This is a genomic window from Actinokineospora cianjurensis (assembly GCF_003663795.1).
GTDB classification, from domain to species: domain Bacteria; phylum Actinomycetota; class Actinomycetes; order Mycobacteriales; family Pseudonocardiaceae; genus Actinokineospora; species Actinokineospora terrae.
In genome coordinates this window covers 637,214-656,340 of the sequence record NZ_RCDD01000002.1, presented here as the reverse complement: position 1 = coordinate 656,340, position 19,127 = coordinate 637,214, and the positions used below count along the sequence as shown (strand labels likewise).

Below are 19,127 nucleotides of genomic sequence, written 5' to 3'. Positions count from 1 at the left end.
GCGTCCGCGCCCAGGCTGGTGCTCCGGTCCAGTGTGGTGCGGTGCCGGGCTTTGCCGCGTTCGACCGAGCACGACACCGGCGAGCGGGTCAGTCGTCATGGCAGGTGGTGTCGGCGCGGGGGAGTGTCCCGTCGCGGAAGTAGGTGTTGACGGTGTCCTCGACGCAGCGGTTGGGGTAGTTGCCGAAGATGGCGTGGATGCGGACGTCCTGGAGGGTGACGAGCCGGGAGCCGGTCATCGCCCGGTGCAGGCGGACCCCGCCGTCGTAGGAGGTGCGGGTGTCCCCGGTGGCCTGGACGATCAGGGCCGGGACCGAGTTGCGCACCACGGTCTTCGGTTCCGCCGGTGGTGCCCAGAACGCGCAGGCGGTCAGGCTGTGGGTGAACGACCCGAAGACCGGGTAGGTCGCGCGGACCCGGTGGATGCCACGCCAGTACCACTCGGGATCCCGCGGCGCGGACGAGTCACCGCAGACCACCGCCGCCTGGGCGGAGTTCTGGGTCTGCGCGGTCGGCCGGTAGAACACGCGCAGGATCTGCTCCAGTCCCGGGTTGGGCGTCACGGTCTTGCCGTCCGCGGCGTCGACGAGTTGGCGGATGTCACCGGCCAGCGCGACGTCGTTGCGCGCCGAGTCGAACCGGACGAACAACACCATGGGTAAGACGTGCTGGTCGACCCGGTACTCACCGATCCGGATCGGTTCCCGCGCCGCCCGCCGCACCAGACCCTCCACCAGCGAACGCACCTGTCGCCCGGTCGTGCCCAGGTGGAACTCGCCGTCGCGGGTCGCGGCCCAGGTGGACCAGTCGTCCAGCGCGGCCTCGTTCGGCGCGGCCATCGCCGCCATCGTGCCGGTGAACCAGTCCGCGGGGTCGGCCGCGCTGTCGAGCACGAACCGGTCGCTGCGCGCGGGGAACATCTGGGTGTAGACCGCGCCCAGGTAGGTCCCGTACGACCAACCGAAGTAGCTGATCCGCTGCTCGCCCAGCACCGCGCGCACCACGTCCATGTCCCGCGCCGTGTTCCGCGTCGAGACGTGCCGCAGGTACTCGCCCTCCGTCGCCGCGCACCGCCTGGCCAGATCGGCCTGCACCACGACCGTCCGGTCGAACGCGGCCCGGTCCACCCCCGCGGACCGCAACATGGTCCCCACCGGCCACCCGCAGTCGACGGGTGTCGACCGCCCGATCCCCCGCGGGTCCAGCCCGATCAGGTCGTACCGCGCCTGGACATCGGCGGTCATCGCCTTGCGGACCATCACCATCAGGTCCAACCCCGAACCTCCCGGCCCACCGGGATTGGACAACATCACCCCCCTGCGCTTCGCCGGGTCCGTGGCCTTGATCCGGGAGATGGCCACGGTGATGCTCCGCCCCCGCGGCCGCGCGTAGTCCAGCGGTACCCGCACATCGGCGCACTGCGCGCCCGCGGCGTCCAAGTCGCTGTGCTGACAGGCTTTCCACAAGGGCCGCTGGTGGTGGTACGGGGTGAGTCCCTCCGCACTGGACTCACCAGCACTGGCGGACCCCATCCCCACCATCAGTCCGGCTCCGGCGGTCACGGCCGCGACGAACGCGGTCATGCGTTTCATGTCGATCTCCACAAGGTCGGTCGAAGTGAATGGTTCAGCGCCCGACAGGCGCTGCTACTACGAGCAGGCGGCGGTGTCGACGGCCCGCTCAGGGGCGATGGCGGTCGCGCACTGTTGATCGCATCGGATTTCCCCTTTGGTGAACCGGGTTTCGTGAGTTCTCCCGGTGAAATCCAAGCTACAAGGGGTTTCCGCGACTTCCCATGGTGCTAGCGCTAGTCTTCTGGGTCTACTTGGCTGTAGTGCGGCGGTAGTCCCAGCACTACCTTCAATCGAGCAACTGGCCCAGCAACAGCGAAATCCCTCCCGGCCCTGAGGCCGAGAGGGATCCGTGTGGGACTTCGACTACTTGCTCGCGAGGGCCTTCAGACCGGCGTAGTCACCGGCGCCGAGCAGGCGGCGGGAGGTGTCGCACGGCGAGCTGGCCGGGGTCATGGTCTGGGTGGCGTTGTTGGCCTGGTCGACGTGGCCCAGACCGGCGGTGTGCAGGCGCTCGTGGGTGAGGGTGGTCTCGAGGTCGTACTGCTGGCCGGTGCAGTTCGCCGGCTTGGTGGTGAACCAGGTGTAGGCAACGTTGTCGATCAGCGTGTCCGACGCGATGACGACGCCCTTGGCGTTGTAGTAGGTGCAGGTGTAGGCCAGAACCTTCGCGGGCAGGGTGCCCCAGCCGGTGACGGACTTGTTGTCGTTGCCGGTGCAGGTCGCGGTCGACGACACCTGGGGCTTGACGGTGGTGGTGCCGCCGTAGGTGTAGGTCGAGGTGGTCAGCCCGGCCAGGCCACAGCGGTTGGTGCCCTTGGCAACAGTGTTGGTGGAGGTGGTGATCGAGCCCAGGGCGGTGGAGGCGATGTTGGCCGGGACACCCGCACCGTTGTAGAGCCAGGTCAGCGAGCCGACCTTCCAGGTCTTCAGTGCGTAAGTGGTGTCCTCGCAGGCGCTGGCGGCCGAAGCGGCGGTCACGGCGGCGGTGACCGCGTCGCCCTCGTCGTAGGTGAACGCCTCGGCGACCAGGAACAGCTCGTCGCTCGCGGGGGAGGTGGAGGAGACCGGCTGACCGGCGACGATCACCGCGGTGGCGGCCAGGACAGTGGCGGCGATGGTGGTGATCGAGCGGATCATCTCGGGTCTCCTTCGGTTCTGGCTTGCTGAGACCAAGACTCCGGTGCCGGGGGAGCGGGTCGGGTGCGCGCTCGGGTGCGAACCGGGTGCACGCCTCAGAACCCACGGACCGCAGCCGACAGCAGGGGGTTGCCCCTCGCGGGATGTCCCCCACAACGGAGCCACGCCAACGGAATGTGGCACCAGCGGCCGACCCGACACCGGTCGGGGGACGAGACTGTCACCCGGACCTGAGGAGAGCCGGGTGCGTCAGGAGGCGTTCAGGTACGCCAGGACCGCCAGCACCCTGCGGTGTCCCGCCTCGTCGCTGGTCAGGTTGAGCTTGCTGAAGATGTTGCGGATGTGCTTCTGCACCGCGCCGTCGCTGACCACGAGCAGGGCGCCGATCGTGGTGTTGTCGTGCCCCTCGGCCATCAGCCCGAGCACCTCGCGCTCCCGGCTGGTCAGCGTCACCAGCGGGTCGTCCGCCCGGTGCCGGACCAGCAGTTGGGCGATCACCTCGGGATCCATCGCGGTCCCACCGGCGGCGACGCGGCGAAGTGCGTCGAGGAACTTGTCCACCCGCCCGACGCGCTCCTTGAGCAGGTAGCCGACCCCGCCTGCGCCGTCCGCGAGCAGCTCTGAGGCGTAGCTGTCTTCCACGAACGCCGATAGCACCAACACCGGCAGGCCAGGATGCACCTTCCGCGCGGCGACAGCCGCACGCAGGCCGTCGTCGGTGAAGGTCGGGGGCAGCCGCACATCTACTACGACCGCGTCCGGCCGCTCGGCGGTGACAGCCGCTAGGAAGTCCGTCGCGTTATCGACCGCTGCGCGTACCTCTATGCCCGCGGTGCTCAACAGCAAGACAAGGCCCTCGCGCAACAGGGCGTCGTCTTCGGCGATTACGACCCGCACGGTAGCTCCACCCTCAGCGTGGTGGGGCCACCGACCGGGCTGGTCAGCACGGTGCTGCCGTCCAGGGCGTCGACCCGGCGCCTTATGCCCGCCAGCCCGCTGCCCAGCGCCTCGTCGGCCCCGCCGCGCCCGTCGTCGTCGACCGTGATCAGCAACCTGTCCTCCGCGGCGTCGAGCCCGATCGAGACCTGTCCGGCGCCGGAGTGCTTGGTGACGTTGGTCAACGCCTCGGCGATGATGAAGTATGCCGCCGCCTCCACCGCGGCCGGTCGCCTGCCGACCTGGGCGAGGTCCAGCTCACACGGGATCGGGCAGCGGGCGGCCAGCGCGGTCACCGCCCCGTCGAGGCCGCGGTCGGACAGCACCGGCGGGTAGATGCTGCGCACGACGTCGCGGAGCTCGGCGAGTGCGGAGACGGCGGTGTCCTGGGCCTTGCGCACCAGGTCGAACGCGGCGCCGGTGTCCCGGTCGCGCAGCTGTTCCGCGATGCCCAGCTGCATGATGACGGCGGCGATGCGTGCCTGCGTCCCGTCATGCAAGTCACGCTCGATCCGGCGCAGCTCGGCACCGTGCGCGTCCAGTGCCGCGGCCCTTGTCGCGGTGAGCTCGGCCACACGGTCTTGCAGCAACACGCCCTCTGTCGGCTTGAGCAGCCACCGAGCGAACTGTGCCTGGCGCCTGGCCGCAGCGGGTAGGAGCAACGTCAAGCCTCCATAGAGGGCCGCGACGAGCAAACTCACCATTGCCAGTCGCCAAGACGTCACCTGGTAGTTGAACCCGCTTGGCGCACCGTTCGGCAGGAGGTACCAGTAGGCAGGGACGAGGGCCTGGTTGATAGCGGACAGCGGTAGACCTATCGCCAGACCTGCCGCGAGTACGCCCGTGAACGCGTGGAGCACTATCCAGGCGATGTCCCGTCTCGTCGCTGGATCTAACAGGACTGTGTGGACCTGCTGGCCGATAGTCCCCGTCAGCGGCCGATACGCCTCCGGCACCGACACGCCCAAGGCCCGGGCTGCCCGCCGCCGCTCGATGTCGGGCACACGGCGGAGGAACCGCATGGCTTCCGGCACCAGCGGTAGACCCAACCCGAACACGGCGCACAGGGCTGTCAGCAGGAGCAGACCGCACAGCGCGAGCAGCGCCAGCATCGACGTCGCACCCCCGACCACGAGGTAGCGCACTGCCCGCCAGATCCGCCCCAGCATCACCTTCACGGTGCGATTGTGCCCCGGGACCTAGAAGGCCGTGTGCGCCAGCCAGTGGTCCAGCTGGGCCCGGTCACCCGTGACGGTGATTCCCCGGTCGTCCGCGGTCAGCCGGCGGGCGAACAACCACAGCAGGTCCTCTACACGGCCGGACGCGGTCACAGTCGCCTCGACCTGGGTGGTGGTGTGCTCGAAGGCAAGCCCATCCGGCTTGCGAGTGATCAGCCAACCGTGCCCAGAGGTAGCGAACAGCAGCACTGTCTCGCCGTTGCCGTGCAGCTCCAGCAGGGAGGGCTTCACAGCGGCGGCTTCAGGTGAGGTCAGCAGTTCCAAGCCCTCGGTGATGACCTCCTCCGCCAACGCCGCGTCCACGGCGTACTCCTTACCCGCGGCGATGGCGGCGTCCGCGCGGTGGATGGTCATGTCGGCGACCATGCGCCGCAGCCAGAACACCGAGGGCAGCGTGCCGAAGAACGTCCACACCAGCGCCGACCCGGCACCGACGGCGTCGATCAGGCCCTCCGCGTCCGCGCGCATCGTCTCCACCCAGGTCGCGGGGTCGCCGGGGTCGGACTCCATCGGGTTCGGGATCTGGGTGACCTGCCCGGTCCGCGCGATGTCCGCGCTCCAGCGCAACGCCTGGTCGGCGTGCCCGACGAGGTGCCGCACCCGCCACTGCGGGCAGGTCGGGACGGGAGCGTTCGGGTCGATGCCGACCAGTGCCGCGGCGAGGGCGGCGGTCTGGTCGCGCAGCGCCGAGGCGAGGTGGACGATCTGCACAGCGGTGCTCCTCTCAGAGATGACCCGCTTACCGTAGGAGCCCCCACTGACTCACACGTCCGGCCGTACGACCTCCTCGCTCGCCTCGCCGGAGTCGACCAGGCCGAGGTAGTAGGGCTTCAGGCGCGGGTAGTAGTCGTCGAACGACGGCCGCGGGGTGCCCGCACGTGCCGCGACCAGCAGGTCGAGGTAGTACTCCCACCCCGGGCCCATCTCGCCGATGGCGTCCAGGTTCCGCAGGTGGTGCACCAACCGCAGCCTCGTCCCGTCCGTGACCGGCGTCACCAGCAGGTCCATCCGCCACGAGTCGTTCTCGTCGAGCACGGACAGGCCCAGCCGCCGGGGCGGGTCGCACGCCTCGATCCGCGCGTCGAACCACGGCTCGCCCTCCTCGAACGCCATTTGGACCCGGATGGTGTTGCCCGGCGCCCCGTCCCCCTCCCACGGCCCGAACCACCGCGCCGTGCGTTCCGGCTCGGTGATGCTCGCCCACACGTCCTCCGGCGTTCCCCGGAACGTGCGGCCCACCACGAGCTCGCTGCCCACGGCCGTCCGGAACAACTCTCCACTCACCCTGTGTCCTCATCCCGCTGGGCCAGGCGATCCCGCCGCGCCCTGCGCACCTCGGTGTCCAATGCCGCCAGGCGTGGTTCCCACGTGACGGTCCGCTCGAACCCGGTCAGCCACCGCGCCAGCTCGGTCAGCGGCGCGGGGACTAGCCGGTAGACGCGCTGCCGACCGACGACCTGGTCGCTGACCAGGCCCGCCTCGCGCAGCACGCGCAGGTGTCGGCTCACCGCGGGGCGGCTGATCTCGAACCGCCCGGCGATGTCCCCGGCCGCCAGGTCCCCGTCCCGCAGCATCAGCAGGATCTGCCGCCGCACCGGGTCGGCGATCGCGCCCGCCACCTCGTCCACGCCGGGAAGCGTAACTGATGTGTTACGCGTTGGCCAGCGAAAAGCCCCCGCACCGAATGGCGCGGGGGCTCCCTGAGGCTGGTTACTTGCCGGCCAGGGCCTTGAGACCCGCGTAGTCGCCTGCGCCGAGCAGGCGGCGCGAGGTGTCGCAGGGGGAGCTGGCCGGGGTCATGGTCTGGGCGGCGTTCTTGGCCTGGTCGACGTGGCCGAGGCCGGCGGTGTGCAGGCGCTCGTGGGTCAGCGTGGTCTCGAGGTCGTACTGCTGACCGGTGCAGTTCGCGGGCTTCGTGGTGAACCAGGTGTAGGCCACGTTGTCGATGAGGGTGTCAGAGGCGACGACGACACCACGCGCGTTGTAGAACGTGCAGGTGTAGGCCAAGACCTTGGTGGGCAGCGCGCCCCAGCCGGTGACGGACTTGCCGTCGTTGCCGGTGCAGGTGCCGTTGGAGCTGACCTGCGGCTTGAGGGTGGTGGTGCCGCCGTAGGTGTAGGTCGAGGTGGTGAGGGCGGCCTGGCCGCAGCGGTTGACGCCCTTGGCGACGGTGTTAGTAGAGGCCGTGATGGTGTTAAGAGCCGAGCCCGCGATGTTGGCCGGGACACCCGCGCTGTTGTAGAGCCAGGTCAGCGAGCCGACCTTCCAGGACTTGAGCGCGTAGGTGGAGTCGGTGCACGAGGTCTCCGCGGCGGCCTTGGTGGTGGCGGTCGCGTTGGCGTCGCCGCTGGGCTCGTCGAAGGTGAATGCCTCGCTGACCACGTAGATCTGCTCGTCGGCGGTGGCGTTGGCGACGGGGAGCTGGGTCACGATCACGGCGGACGCCGCGATGGCGGTGGCGACGAGAGCGGCGATCCGGTTGCGACCCATGTGTGCGTCCCCTTCGGCTCCTGGCTGGATGACACAAGAGTCAGCCGGGGCGGGAGCGGGACAGGTCGTCGTTCGGGAGTGCGACGGGTGCAACGCGCGAGGTCGGTACCGGGGTGGATCGGCCCCGGCGCGGCGGGTCTGAGCAAGTGCGGCTGTGAGGTCGGGTCGCACTGGGACCGGGCGGTCCCAGTGCCGCCCGCGGCTAGGCCAGGTGCGCGAACAGCTGCGCGATGTCGCTCTTGACGGCGTTGACGACCTTCGCGTCGTTGATCTGGTTGCCCGCGTAGTGCTCGGACGCCTTGCGGTTCTTGCCCGCCATGTCGAGGAGCTTGTCGGTGGTCTTGACCTCGCCGTCGTCACTCACCTCGTAGAACACGTGCGGGTTCTCCTTGCGGGTGAGGGTGAGGTGGCACAGGTTCCAGGTGTCGTTGTCCGCGCTCTTCTTGCTGGGCTTGGTGATGGTGATGTGCGCGTCGACCACCGTGTCGCCGAGGGTGACCTTGAGGCCGTTGAGGTAGATCCAGCCGCCGTCGGACTTGCCCTCGTAGTCCACCGACGGCGTGCCGAAGTCGATCTGCACCATGGTGGTCAGCGTGTGGTGGATGTTGGACCACTTCGTGACGGTCTCGCTCGCGGACGGCATCGGCCACCTTCGCTTCCGGTATGGGGGGTGTGTTGACACCACGCTCTTCGTGCGTCGTACGCGGCTCGTTACGCCATGATCGTTACGCCATCCGAGTGACCTGTGGCGTCCACAGTGGATGATCGGCGGCGCGTGCTCGGGCGCACGCCGGTGTCCGGATATCGGAATCACCCGGTGGACCGCGATTTCCCCACTATTGACACCCTCCCGGCACTGCACTTCAATCCGACCCATGGTCCAGACCAATTCCCTGATCGGTCGGGCCGACGCGTCCCCCGCACTCCCCGTCAGCCCACCTCACCCGGGAGGTCCCGTGCGTACCCGACATCGCTTGTTCACCGGCTTGGGCGCCGCAGCGCTCATCGCCGCGGGGTTGGTGATCACCCCGATCGCCGCCCACGCCGACAACCTGCTCACCAACCCCGGATTCGAGTCCGGCACCCTGTCCGGCTGGACCTGCGCGGGTGGCACCGGCTCCGTGGTCGGCACCCCGGTGCACGGCGGCAGCAAGGCCCTCGCCGGTGCCGCGTCGGCGAGCAACAACGCCCGCTGCGCCCAGACGGTGGCGGTCAAGCCGAGCACCGCGTACACGCTGTCCGGGTGGGTGCGCGGCAGCTACGTGCACCTCGGCGTCACCGGCGGCGCGGTCAAGTGGGCCAGCTCTACCTCCGGCTACACCCAGCTCAGCATCTCGTTCACGACCACCGCGAGTCAGACCAGTGCGGAGGTCTACCTGCACGGGTGGTACGGCCAGGGCACCTACAACGCCGACGACATCGCGCTCGACGGACCTGGCGGCGGTGGCGGCAACGACACGCAGGCGCCGACCGCGCCCGCGAACCCCCGGGTCACCAGCGTCACCGCGAACAGCGTCTCGCTCGCTTGGGATGCCTCGACGGACAACGTGGGCGTCACCGGCTACGAGGTGGTCCGCTCCGGGCAGGTAACCCCTGCGACCGGCACTAGCGCTACCGTCACCGGTCTCTCGCCCAGCACCTCTTACAGCTTCACGGTTCGGGCCAAGGACGCCGCCGGCAACACCTCGCCCGCGTCGGCCGCGGTCACCGCGACCACCGGTAAGGACGACGGCAACCCCGGCCCGCGCTTCATCCAGGCCGCGCCGTACCTCTACCTCGGGTGGGGCAACCCGCCCGCCGCGGCGGACGTGATGCGCGCGACCGGCGTCAAGTGGTTCACCATGGCGTTCATCCTCGCCCAGAACGGCTGCAACCCGACCTGGGACAGCCAGCGCCCGCTCAAGGGCGGCGTCGACGAGAACAACGTCAAGGCCATCCGCGCCGCGGGCGGCGACATCGTGCCGTCGATCGGCGGGTGGAGCGGCAACAAGCTCGGCCCCAACTGCGCCACCGCCGAACTGCTGGCAGGCGCCTACCAGAAGGTGATCGACGCCTACGGCCTCAAGGCCATCGACGTCGACATCGAGAACACCGACGAGTTCGAGAGCGCCGCCGTGCAGGACCGGATCCTCACCGCGCTCAAGATCGTCAAGACCAACAACCCCGGCCTGCGCACCATCCTCACCTTCCCGACCCTCAACACCGGCCCGAACTCCTGGGGCAACCGGCTGATCGAGCAGGCCAAGGCGCTCAACGCCAACATCGACAACTTCACCATCATGCCCTTCAACTTCGGCGGCGCCGCCGACATGTACGCCGCCACCGTCAACTCCACCGAGGGCCTGAAGAACAAGCTCAAGTCCACCTTCGGCTGGACCGACGCCGAGGCGTACGCCCACGTCGGCATCTCCGGCATGAACAACGCCAGCGACGCGGGCGAGAACACCACCCCCCAGATCTGGACCCGGATCCGCGACTGGTCCAACGCCAACCACATCGGCAGGTTCTCCTTCTGGGCGGTCAACCGCGACCGCCCGAACTGGGAGTTCACCGCCATCACCGCGGGCTTCACCGGCTGATCCGCTGCTCTTCCGCTGCCCGGGCCGTCATTCGGCCCGGGCAGTTCTATGTCCACTGTGGAGGGCTGCGGCGTTCCGGGACGGCTTGGTGATCACTCGCGGAACGACTTTGCCGCCATGGCCCTCTTTGCCTGGCCGTCAGGCGCGCGACCTGGGGTCTCCCTGCGCGAGTTCACCCGTTCCAGCGACAGAAGTTATCCACATCTGGATCTTCGGGAGGCCGGTTTCACGATCGCTTGTCGGGGGGTGCCGATAGACTGGCACAGGGACGCCCCCCGGAGTGGGTGGGGGCTGGGCAGGGTCGGGACCGCGTGCGCGAGGGGCGGTTAGGGGGCTCGGTGGTGGCTAGGGGGCTCGGTGGTAGCTAGAGCTTGGTGGTAGCTAAAGAGCTTGGCGGCGGTTAGAGCGCAGTGGCGGTTAGCGGGCTCGTGGTTGTTGACGGGCTCGGTGGTGGGGTTGTGAGTCCGGCCTAGAGGCTCGGCGGGGGTAAGAGGCTTTGGGGGAGTGAGGTGCGTGGTTGATCCTCTGTGGTCTGCGGATCGAGCGGTCCGCATCAACCGATCGGTTGATCTGGGCGGACGGCCGGTGGACACGGGGGCTCGGTCGATGCGTTGATCCGGTGGGGTGGGGTCGACCAGAACGCTAGTGGTGTGAACGAGACGAGGGTGGGGCCTGTTCGCGGGCTGGAGCGGGAGTTGGCGCCGGATCTGGCGCGGGGGTTGATGTTGGCGCTGATCGCGTTGGCCAACTCCGTCGTGTACCTCTACGGGCGTCCGTATGGCGTCCGGCAGCACATCGTGGAGGAGGGGATGCTCGACCGGTTGGTCAGCGTGTTCGACGTGGCCGTGGTCGACGGTAGGGCCTATCCGATGTTCGCGGCGTTGTTCGCGTACGGGGTGGTGCGCGTGTTCCAGCGGCAGCGGGCGGCGGGGGTGTCGGAGGGCGAGGCCAAGCGTTTGCTGCGGCGGCGGAGTCGGTGGTTGATCGTGTTCGGGTTCGTGCACGTGGTGCTGTTGTTCCCGGGTGATGTGCTCGGGTTGTACGGGGTGCTCGGGTTCGTCCTCGTTGCCTTGATCCGAGTCAAGGATCGCACCTTGCTGGTCGCGGCCGCGTCGTGGTCGGTCGTTGTCGCACTGGTGCAGGGGGCGGCGTACATGATGCCGTCGGACGGCGAGCGGTCGTTCTTCTTCTCGTTTGAGACCACCGATCCGCTTGAGGCGATGGCGTTGCGTCCACTTGAGTGGCTCATGACACCGTTGGGCATGCTCGGCGTCGGTTGCGCTGCCCTGGTCGGTACTTGGGCTGCCCGGCGTGGGGTGATCACCGATCCCGCACGGCATCGCGCGTTGCTGACCCTGACGGCCGCCGTCGGTCTGACGCTTGCCCTGCTAGGTGGGTTACCGGCTGGCCTCGCCGTTGGGGGGTTCTGGGAGCCAGAAGGCACGGCGGCGCTCTGGATCACATCGGCGTTGCACGGTGTTACCGGAATCGCGGGTGGTCTGGGCTATGCGGCGCTGATTGGCTTGGTCGCACTGCGCATCGGGAATCGGCGCGGGCCGATGGTGCTCGCCATCACCGCGTGCGGAGAACGATCGCTTAGCTGCTACCTGTTCCAATCAGTGGTCTTCGTAGCCCTGCTGTCGCCCTACACCCTCGGACTGGGCGAGACGCTCGGTACTGCGGAGGTAGCAGTGATCGCTCTCGCGACCTGGGTCGTCTCAGTGCTGCTCGCAGACCTCTTGCGCCAAGCAGGCGTAAGAGGTCCGGCCGAGGTACTGCTCCGGCGCCTCACCTACCGGACGGCAGCGCGGTGAACACCGCACACGAACAACAACGCTGGGACCAGATCTGGGCTCTAGCGCCCTACGCCCTACTGGCGCTGGCCTGCACTGTGTCTGTGGCGACCAACTTCCATCTGGTCACCGTGGTCATCGCCGCTGGGCTCGCCATCTGGCACTGGTGGTTCGTGGTCGCGCACCCGACGTGGGTAGTAGGCGGCACGGATCACCGACCGTGGACGATGGTCGGTTACTTCGTCGGCGTCGTTGCCCTCACCGTCGTCCTGGTGCTGCAAGACGACTCGTTCCAGTTGTTCGTCCCCGTCTGCTACATCCTCGCGTTCGGCGCGCTACCGGGCCGTTCCGCCTACCTGGGCGTGGTCGCCGCGAACCTGCCGTGGCTCGTAGTGGCCGACACGGGAGCGTCTCTGCTCGACGTCGCGGTGGCGACACCGATGGCCGCGCTGGTCGGTGGCATGGTCCGCGCGGTAGAGCGGGAGGCGGTGCGGCGGGGCGAGGTCAACGCCGAGTTGGTGGCGATGGCGGCGGAGAACGCCAGGCTGAACGCGCTGCTCGTGACACGGGCACGAGAGGCGGGCGTCGCGCAGGAACGCGCCAGGATGGCCCGCGAGATCCACGACACCGTCGCGCAGGGTCTCACCGGCATCGTCACCCAACTCCAGGCGGCGGGGGAGCTGTCAGGACTCGCGCGCCTGCGGGTCGACACGGCCAGGAACCTGGCGCGCACCAGCCTGGTCGAGGTGCGCCGCTCCCTGGACGCGCTCCGCCCGGGACCGCTGCGCGACGCCCGCCTCGGGGACGCCGTCCGGCACACCGTGGCGAACTGGCGCAGGCAGTACGCCGTCGCCGCGACCTTCACCACGACCGGCTCGCCGAGGCCGGTCCACGCGGAGATCGAGGTGACCGTGCTGCGGGCGGCCCAGGAGGCGCTGTCCAACGTGGGCAGGCACGCCAGGGCGGGCCGGGTCGCGGTCACCCTGTCCTACATGGAGGACGTGATCGTGCTGGACGTCCGCGACGACGGGGCGGGGTTCGAGACCTCGGCCGCCCCCGGGTTCGGGCTCACCGCGTTGCGGGAGCGGGTCCGGTCGCTGGCCGGGTTCGTGGCGGTCGAGTCCAGCCCCGGGGCGGGCACCGCGGTCAGCGTCCGGGTCCCGGTGGTCGAGGTGGCCGGGTGATCCGGCTGGTGGTCGTCGACGATCACCCGGTCGTCCGGGACGGGTTGCGTGGCATGGTGGCCACGCAGTCGGACTTCGAGCTCGTCGGTGAGGCTGCCAGCGGCATGGAGGCGTTGGCGGTAGTCGCCGCCGTTAGCCCTGACGTGGTGCTCACAGACCTGCGCATGCCCGATCCGAGTGGTGGTGCCCTGATCCGGCTCATCAGGGAACGTGTTCCCGCTGCCGCTGTCTTGGTCCTCACCACGCACGACACGGATTCCGACGTGCTTTCGGCAGTGGAAGCGGGCGCGGTCGGCTATCTGCTCAAGGACGCGCCTAGAGAGGAGCTGTTCCGGGCAGTGCGCGCGGCGGTGCGAGGAGACACGGTGCTGTCTCCGGCGGTCGCGGCGGTGTTGGTCGGCCGAGTTCGTCCACGCCAGGGATCGCGGGAACTCAGTACCAGGGAACTCGAGGTTCTCCGGTTGATCGCACGGGGCAACACCAACCGGGAAGCGGCCGCGGAGCTCTACATCAGCGAGGCGACGGTGAAGACCCACCTGCTGCACGTCTACGCGAAGCTGGGGGTGTCCGATCGCGCGTCCGCCGTGGCGACCGCGTACCGAGGCGGGATCCTCGACTAGGACCGGGCTAGTCAGCCGCGGGCAGGTGCTCGGCCAGGATGTTGCGGTGCGTCTCACTGGCGGCGCGGTAGCGGTCGCGGCCCGCGTCGGTGATGCGGACGAAGACGCCGCGGCGGTCGGCCTCGCAGAGGGCGCGTTCGACCAGACCCGCGCGTTCCAGGCGGGCGACGGTGCGGGAGAGCGCGCTCTGGCTGAGGTACATGGCGGCGGCGAGGTCCAGCATCCGGAGCTTCTCCGCGTCGTGCGCGGCGAGCCGGTCGAGGGTCTCGAACTCGTTCATGCTGACGCCGTGGGACTCCTCGAGCTCGCGGTCGAGCCTGCAGGCGATCTCGTTGTAGCGCGCGGTCATCGATCGCCACTGGTCGACGAGTTCCACTCCCTGCGCCATGGCGGCACCCTACCAGCGCCAACAACTTATGTCAAAGCATCTTACCCGATGGCATATTATGTTGGCGCATTAGATGTGGGCGCATGTAGTTTTCGGGTGTGCCTTTCCTCGAAACGCCCACGGCCCCTGCCTCGGCCGCGGGCACTGTCCCCGGCCCCGGTGCCACCACCGGTCCCGTCCCCGATCCGACCGCTCCCGCCTGGCCTGCCCGCCTCTGGGGCGTGCTGGCCGTCCTGTGCGTCGTGCTCTTCCTCGACGGCATGGACGTGTCCATGGTCGGCGTCGCGCTGCCGTCCATCGGCGCCGAACTGGGCATGTCGGAGTCCTCGCTGCAATGGCTGGTGAACGGCTACGTCCTGGGCTACGGCGGGCTGCTGCTGCTCGGTGGCCGCACCGCCGACCTGCTCGGCCGCCGCCGGGTGTTCCTCATCGCCCTGGCCGCCTTCGCGGTGGCCTCCTTCGTCGGCGGCCTGGTCGACGACGGCGTGCTGCTCGTGGTCACCCGGTTCATCAAGGGCCTCGCCGCCGCGTTCACCGCGCCGACCGCCATGTCCATCCTGACCACGACCTTCGCCGAGGGCCCCGCCCGCAACCGGGCGCTCTCGATCTTCACCGTGTTCGGCGCCAGCGGGTACTCCTCCGGCTTGATCCTGGGTGGCCTGCTGACCAGCGCGGGGTGGCGTTGGACGTTCCTCACGCCGGTGCCGATCGCGCTCGCCGCGCTGGTGGTCGGCATGCGGCTGATCCCGAGGGACACCGCGCGGGCCGAGGGCGGCCACGACATCTGGGGTGCCGTCACGCTCACCGGGGGCACGCTGCTCGCGGTCTACACCGTCGTCACCGCACCGGAACGCGGGTGGCTCTCACCGATCACGCTGGCCTCGGTCGCCGTGGTCATCGCGCTGCTGACCACCTTCGTCCTGATCGAGAACCGCATCGCGCACCCGCTGATCCGGCTGGGCATCCTGCGCATCGGCACGGTGGTGCGGGCGAACCTCAGCGTGGTCGCGCTGATGGGGTCCTACATCAGCTTCCAGTTCATCATGACGATCTACCTGCAGAACGTCCTCGGCTGGGCACCGCTGACGATGGCGCTCGCCCTGCTGCCCGCGGGCATCGTGGTCGTCCTCGGCTCGCCGCTGGTCGGCAGGTTGATCGACCGGTACGGCACCGAGCGGCTGATCCTGGCCTCGATGGTGTCGCTGAGCCTCGGGTACGTGTGGTTCCTCGTGTCCGCGGGCACCACGCCGGACTACCCACTGGCCATCCTGCCCACGATGCTCTTACTCGGCGGCGGGTTCGGGTTCGGCTTCAGCGCCATCATGGCCCAGGGCACCGACGGCATCGACGACGCCGAACAGGGCCTGGCGGCCGGGCTGCTGCAGACCTCGGGCCAGGTCGGCTCCGCGCTGGTCCTCGCCGTCGTCACCGCCGTCCTCGCCGGCTCGACGGCCACCGACCTCAGCGCGTTCCGCCCCGGCCTCAACCTGGTCACCGGCGTCGCCGTCGCCGGTCTGCTGCTGAACCTCGTCCCCCTGGCCCGCCGCCGCACCCGCCAACACTGATACCGCCGCCAACGCCACTGGCGCAGACCTCGCTGCCAACCCGGTGTGGTCGCTGCCCTGCACTGACAATCCTGTTCCGCCACCGCATGCCGTCTGATCCTCGCCGGGGAGGTTGGCCTGAGTGCCTCGCGTGGTGTCGTGTTCTCCGCCGGGGTGCGGGTTCGGTGGCGCGGGGTTCGGTGCGGGATCACCGGTACGAGTGATCTTCCTTGGAAGGTCATCTTGGCCGCGCCTACGGTGGACGCGGTTGTTGTGACCGGCTTGTGGATTGCCCGCGTGGACCGCAGGTCCGCACCGCATCGGAGGCACCCAGCGATGGCGAACCCGTTCAGCACCATCCCGTCCGCGCCGGGGGCGGTGCCGGTGTTGGGGCACGCGCCGCGGTTGGTGCGTGATCCGTTGGGGTTCCTGGAGTCGTTGCCCGCGCTGGGGGATCTGGTGCGGGTGCGGCTGGGGCCGATGCGGGCGGTCGTGGTGTGCGGGGTGGAGCTGACCGACGTGGTGCTGCGCGACGACCATGTCTTCGACAAGGGAGGTCCGTTCGGGGATCGGGTTCGGGAGTTCGCGGGGGACGGCCTGTCCTCGTGCCCGCACCACCTGCACCGGCGGCAGCGGCGGCTGGTGCAGCCCGCGTTCCACGCGAGCAGGCTGCCGGACTACGCGCGGGTGATGGCGCGGGAGGCGGCGGCAGCGGCGGAGAGCTGGGGCGACGGCGAGGTGCTCGACGTGCTGCCGCGGTTGGTGGCGATCACGTCCCGCATCGTGGCGGCGACCATGTTCTCCGACACGCTGTCCAAGGCCGGGCTGGACCAGGTGTTGGCCGACACCACCGTCCTGCTCACCGGGATGTACCGGCGGATGATGACGCCGCCGATCCTGGACAACGTGCCGACGCCGGGCAACCGGGCCTACCGGAAGGCGACGGTGCGGCTGCGCCGGTCGCTGCACCAGATCGTGGTCGAGCGCAGGCGCAGCGGCGTCGGCGACGGTTCCGACAACGGCGACCTGCTCTCGGCGTTGCTCGCCGCGCAGGACCCGCAGACCAGGGGGCGGTCGACCGATGTCGAGTTGACCGACCAGCTGATCACGTTCTTCATCGCCGGGGCGGAGACCGCCGCCAGCACGCTGGCGTGGGCGCTGCACGTACTGGCCACCGACGCCGAGGTGCAGGCGCGGGTCCGGGCCGAGGCGGCGGGGATCCTGGGCACGCGGGTGGCGGCGGGCCACGACACGACCACCGGGAGGTTGATCACGGAGACGATGCGCCGGTGGCCGCCGGTGTGGATGTTCACCCGCACCACCACCATGGCCACCGAGCTCGGCGGGCACGAGATCCCGGCCGACACCGCGGTGATCATCAGCCCGCACCTGGTGCACCACCGCCCGGACCGCTACCCGGACCCGCACCGCTTCGACCTCGACCGGTGGACCTCCGCGCCGACACCCCGCTCGCCGTACCTGCCGTTCGGCGGGGGGCCGCGCAAGTGCGTCGCCACCACCTTCGCGCTGACCGAGATCGGCATCGTCCTGGCGGCCATCACCACCCGGTGGCACATCGAGGCCGTGCCCGGCACCGAGGTCAAGGCCGGCCCCGCCGCGACCCTGCGCCCCCGCGGTCTCCGGCTCCGCCTCACCGCCCACCCCAGCACCACCGACCTACCCAGCCAGCGCCAGGCCGAGAACCCCACCCACCCAGAACCCGAGTCCGTCTGAGCCCCGACCAGAACCTGCTTCGACGAGACCACGCCGGAGCCTGACACCGGCCACACCGAAACCCAGGAACCCGGGCTGGCTATGCCTGGGGCCAGGCTCGGCTCACCGAGAGCCGTACCCGGAGCCCGACACCGGCCGCGCCGGAACCGGGATGGCCCCACCGGAGCCCGGAACTGGCCCACCGGAACCTTGGGATTGCCACGCCTGGGGCCAGGCTTGGTTCGACGAGAGCAAGGTCGCGCCAGAACGCGGCACCGGTGACGCCGGAACCCGGAACCGGCGGTGTTGAACCAGGGGCGACCGCGCCTGGGACCAGGCTCGGCTTACGCCGTGGTCCGGCCCGGGCCTGGGGATCAGGCCGGTGCTCGTGGATCGGCCGGTGTCTGTGGATCGGGCTGGGTGCGCGTGGATCGACTGGGGTGTCAGTGGATCAGGTTGGGTGCCTGGGGATCGACCGGCGCTCGTGGATAAGGCTCGTGGTCGTGGATCGGGCTGGTGGTCGGCCGGTGCCCGGGATCAGAGCAGCGCGCTCGCCTCGGTGAGGGTGTGGCGGAGGATCCGCTCGATCTCGTCGAACTCGGCCTGGCCGCTGGTCAGCGGTGGTGCGACCTGGACGACGGGGTCGCCGCGGTCGTCGGGGCGGCAGTAGAGGCCGTTGTCGAAGAGGGCTTTGGGCAGGTAGCCGCGGATCAGGGTCTCGCGCTCGTCGGGGGTGAGGGTTTGCTTGGTGTTCTTGTCCTTCACCAGTTCCACGGCCCAGAAGTAGCCGTCGCCGCGGACGTCGCCGACGATGGGGAGGTCGAGGAGGCGGCGCATGGTGGCGCCGAAGGCGGACTCGTTGGCCAGGACGTTCTCGTTGAGGCGTTCGGACTCGACGATGTCCAGGTTGGCCAGGGCGACGGCGGCGGCGACCGGGTGGCCGCCGAAGGTGTAGCCGTGCGGGAAGACCGTCTTGTCGCGCAGGAACGGCTCGACCACCCGGTCGGTGGTGATCATGGCGCCGATCGGGGCGTAGCCGGAGCTCATGCCCTTGGCGCAGGTCACGATGTCGGGCTGGTAGCCGAACTTGGCGCAGGCGAAGGTGCTGCCGTGCCTGCCGAAGGCGCAGATGACCTCGTCGGAGACCAGCAGCACGTCGTGCTTGTCGCAGATCTCGCGGACCCGCTGGAAGTAGCCGGGTGGGGGAGTGAGGCAGCCGCCGGAGTTCTGCACCGGCTCCAGGACCACCGCGGCGACGGTGTCCGGGCCCTCGAACAGGATCGCCTCCTCGATCCGGTCGGCCGCCCACCGGCCGAACGCGACCGGGTCGTCCGCGTGCTCGGTCGCCCGGTAGATGTTGGTGTTGGGCACCCGGAAACCGCCCGGGGTCAGCGGTTCGAACTGCTGCTTCATCGCGGGCAGCCCGGTGATCGCCAGCGCGCCCTGCGGGGTGCCGTGGTAGGCGATCGCGCGGCTGATCACCTTGTGCTTGAGCGGGCGGCCGGTCAGCTTGAAGTACTGCTTGGCCACCTTCCAGGCGCTCTCCACCGCCTCGCCGCCGCCGGTGGTGAAGAAGACCCGGTTCAGGTCACCGGGTGCCGCCGCCGCGAGCCGCTCGGCCAGTTCGATCACCGGCGGGGTCGCGTAGCCCCACACCGGGAAGTACGCCAACCGCGCCGCCTGCGCCGCCATGACCGACGCCAGTTCCCGGCGCCCGTGCCCGGCCTGCACGACGAACAGGCCGGACAGCCCGTCCAGCACGCGCCTGCCCCGGTCGTCCCAGATGTAGGCGCCCTCGCCCCGGGTGATCACCGGGGTGCGGTCGGCGGAGAGCCTGGTGAAGTGCGGCCACAGGTTCCCCCAGCCCGCCGTGGCGGAGCCGGTCGAGGTGGGGCCGTGCTCGGTGAGGGTCATGTCCGGTGCTCCTCGGGA

The 19,127-nt window shown here is 69.6% G+C and carries 17 protein-coding genes; 6 read left to right on the top strand and 11 right to left on the bottom strand.

Annotated elements, in window-relative coordinates; all coding sequences use genetic code 11:
* Positions 1 to 88: 88 nt before the first annotated feature.
* The 9 genes from CLV68_RS17510 to CLV68_RS17470 all read right to left on the bottom strand — a co-directional run bounded on the left by CLV68_RS17510 (position 89) and on the right by CLV68_RS17470 (position 8,017).
* On the bottom strand, positions 89 to 1,591 hold the full coding sequence (locus CLV68_RS17510) for an alpha/beta hydrolase (protein ID WP_121392355.1): 1,503 nt from the start codon (positions 1,589 to 1,591) through the stop codon (positions 89 to 91).
* A gap of 345 nt (positions 1,592 to 1,936) precedes the next feature.
* Positions 1,937 to 2,710 (bottom strand): peptidase M10A, encoded by a 774-nt coding sequence (locus tag CLV68_RS17505; protein WP_121391928.1) that lies wholly within the window; start codon positions 2,708 to 2,710, stop codon positions 1,937 to 1,939.
* Between the two features lie 249 nt (positions 2,711 to 2,959).
* Positions 2,960 to 3,607, bottom strand: coding sequence for a response regulator (locus CLV68_RS17500; RefSeq protein WP_092775338.1), 648 nt, complete (start codon positions 3,605 to 3,607; stop codon positions 2,960 to 2,962).
* The gene (locus CLV68_RS17495; RefSeq protein ID WP_121391927.1) at positions 3,595 to 4,815 is read right to left on the bottom strand and encodes a sensor histidine kinase; all 1,221 of its coding nucleotides are present in this window, start codon (positions 4,813 to 4,815) and stop codon (positions 3,595 to 3,597) included. The genes CLV68_RS17500 and CLV68_RS17495 overlap by 13 nt, the downstream gene beginning before the upstream one ends.
* A gap of 30 nt (positions 4,816 to 4,845) precedes the next feature.
* A complete protein-coding gene (locus CLV68_RS17490; protein ID WP_121391926.1) occupies positions 4,846 to 5,595 on the bottom strand; it encodes a maleylpyruvate isomerase family mycothiol-dependent enzyme in 750 nt (249 codons plus the stop codon).
* A gap of 51 nt (positions 5,596 to 5,646) precedes the next feature.
* Positions 5,647 to 6,168 carry an SRPBCC family protein gene (locus tag CLV68_RS17485; protein ID WP_121391925.1) on the bottom strand — a complete coding sequence of 174 codons (522 nt, stop codon included), beginning with the start codon at positions 6,166 to 6,168 and terminating at the stop codon, positions 5,647 to 5,649.
* Complete coding sequence (locus CLV68_RS17480; RefSeq protein ID WP_121391924.1) at positions 6,165 to 6,512, bottom strand: metalloregulator ArsR/SmtB family transcription factor; 348 nt, start codon at positions 6,510 to 6,512, stop codon at positions 6,165 to 6,167. Before CLV68_RS17480 ends, CLV68_RS17485 begins: the two co-directional genes overlap by 4 nt.
* Positions 6,513 to 6,594: 82 nt before the next feature.
* A complete protein-coding gene (locus tag CLV68_RS17475) occupies positions 6,595 to 7,374 on the bottom strand; it encodes a peptidase M10A (RefSeq protein ID WP_121391923.1) in 780 nt (259 codons plus the stop codon).
* 202 nt (positions 7,375 to 7,576) lie between these two features.
* Positions 7,577 to 8,017 (bottom strand): hypothetical protein, encoded by a 441-nt coding sequence (locus CLV68_RS17470; protein ID WP_121391922.1) that lies wholly within the window; start codon positions 8,015 to 8,017, stop codon positions 7,577 to 7,579.
* Positions 8,018 to 8,330: 313 nt separating this feature from the next.
* Between CLV68_RS17470 and CLV68_RS17465 the strand changes: the two genes are divergently transcribed.
* The 4 genes from CLV68_RS17465 to CLV68_RS17450 all read left to right on the top strand — a co-directional run bounded on the left by CLV68_RS17465 (position 8,331) and on the right by CLV68_RS17450 (position 13,550).
* Positions 8,331 to 9,953 carry a carbohydrate binding domain-containing protein gene (locus CLV68_RS17465; RefSeq protein ID WP_246009930.1) on the top strand — a complete coding sequence of 541 codons (1,623 nt, stop codon included), beginning with the start codon at positions 8,331 to 8,333 and terminating at the stop codon, positions 9,951 to 9,953.
* 650 nt (positions 9,954 to 10,603) lie between these two features.
* The gene (locus CLV68_RS17460; RefSeq protein ID WP_246009929.1) at positions 10,604 to 11,767 is read left to right on the top strand and encodes a DUF418 domain-containing protein; all 1,164 of its coding nucleotides are present in this window, start codon (positions 10,604 to 10,606) and stop codon (positions 11,765 to 11,767) included.
* A complete protein-coding gene (locus tag CLV68_RS17455) occupies positions 11,764 to 12,930 on the top strand; it encodes a sensor histidine kinase (RefSeq protein WP_121391920.1) in 1,167 nt (388 codons plus the stop codon). The genes CLV68_RS17460 and CLV68_RS17455 overlap by 4 nt, the downstream gene beginning before the upstream one ends.
* Positions 12,927 to 13,550 carry a response regulator gene (locus tag CLV68_RS17450; protein ID WP_121391919.1) on the top strand — a complete coding sequence of 208 codons (624 nt, stop codon included), beginning with the start codon at positions 12,927 to 12,929 and terminating at the stop codon, positions 13,548 to 13,550. Before CLV68_RS17455 ends, CLV68_RS17450 begins: the two co-directional genes overlap by 4 nt.
* Positions 13,551 to 13,557: 7 nt before the next feature.
* On the opposite strand, the gene CLV68_RS17445 is transcribed toward CLV68_RS17450, so the two are convergent.
* Complete coding sequence (locus CLV68_RS17445) at positions 13,558 to 13,938, bottom strand: MarR family winged helix-turn-helix transcriptional regulator (protein ID WP_121391918.1); 381 nt, start codon at positions 13,936 to 13,938, stop codon at positions 13,558 to 13,560.
* A gap of 221 nt (positions 13,939 to 14,159) precedes the next feature.
* Here CLV68_RS17445 and CLV68_RS17440 point away from each other — a divergent pair, with 221 nt between their 5' ends.
* Both CLV68_RS17440 and CLV68_RS17435 read left to right on the top strand, forming a co-directional pair.
* Positions 14,160 to 15,503 carry an MFS transporter gene (locus CLV68_RS17440; protein WP_121391917.1) on the top strand — a complete coding sequence of 448 codons (1,344 nt, stop codon included), beginning with the start codon at positions 14,160 to 14,162 and terminating at the stop codon, positions 15,501 to 15,503.
* Positions 15,504 to 15,818: 315 nt separating this feature from the next.
* Positions 15,819 to 17,216: a cytochrome P450 gene (locus tag CLV68_RS17435; RefSeq protein ID WP_121391916.1), complete on the top strand. Its 1,398-nt coding sequence runs from the start codon at positions 15,819 to 15,821 to the stop codon at positions 17,214 to 17,216.
* A 516-nt stretch (positions 17,217 to 17,732) separates the two neighbouring features.
* Here CLV68_RS17435 and CLV68_RS17430 read toward each other — a convergent pair.
* Positions 17,733 to 19,109 carry an aspartate aminotransferase family protein gene (locus CLV68_RS17430; protein ID WP_121391915.1) on the bottom strand — a complete coding sequence of 459 codons (1,377 nt, stop codon included), beginning with the start codon at positions 19,107 to 19,109 and terminating at the stop codon, positions 17,733 to 17,735.
* Between the last annotated feature and the right edge of the window lie 18 nt (positions 19,110 to 19,127).

Excerpts from the sequence above, each read along its gene's own strand:
- CLV68_RS17510 (WP_121392355.1), bottom strand. The coding sequence starts at position 1,591 with ATGAAACGCATGACCGCGTTCGTCGCGGCCGTGACCGCCGGAGCCGGA.
- CLV68_RS17505 (WP_121391928.1), bottom strand. The coding sequence starts at position 2,710 with ATGATCCGCTCGATCACCACCATCGCCGCCACTGTCCTGGCCGCCACC.
- CLV68_RS17495 (WP_121391927.1), bottom strand. The coding sequence starts at position 4,815 with ATGCTGGGGCGGATCTGGCGGGCAGTGCGCTACCTCGTGGTCGGGGGT.
- CLV68_RS17475 (WP_121391923.1), bottom strand. The coding sequence starts at position 7,374 with ATGGGTCGCAACCGGATCGCCGCTCTCGTCGCCACCGCCATCGCGGCG.
- CLV68_RS17470 (WP_121391922.1), bottom strand. The coding sequence starts at position 8,017 with ATGCCGTCCGCGAGCGAGACCGTCACGAAGTGGTCCAACATCCACCAC.
- CLV68_RS17445 (WP_121391918.1), bottom strand. The coding sequence starts at position 13,938 with ATGGCGCAGGGAGTGGAACTCGTCGACCAGTGGCGATCGATGACCGCG.
- CLV68_RS17435 (WP_121391916.1), top strand. The coding sequence starts at position 15,819 with ATGGCGAACCCGTTCAGCACCATCCCGTCCGCGCCGGGGGCGGTGCCG.
- CLV68_RS17430 (WP_121391915.1), bottom strand. The coding sequence starts at position 19,109 with ATGACCCTCACCGAGCACGGCCCCACCTCGACCGGCTCCGCCACGGCG.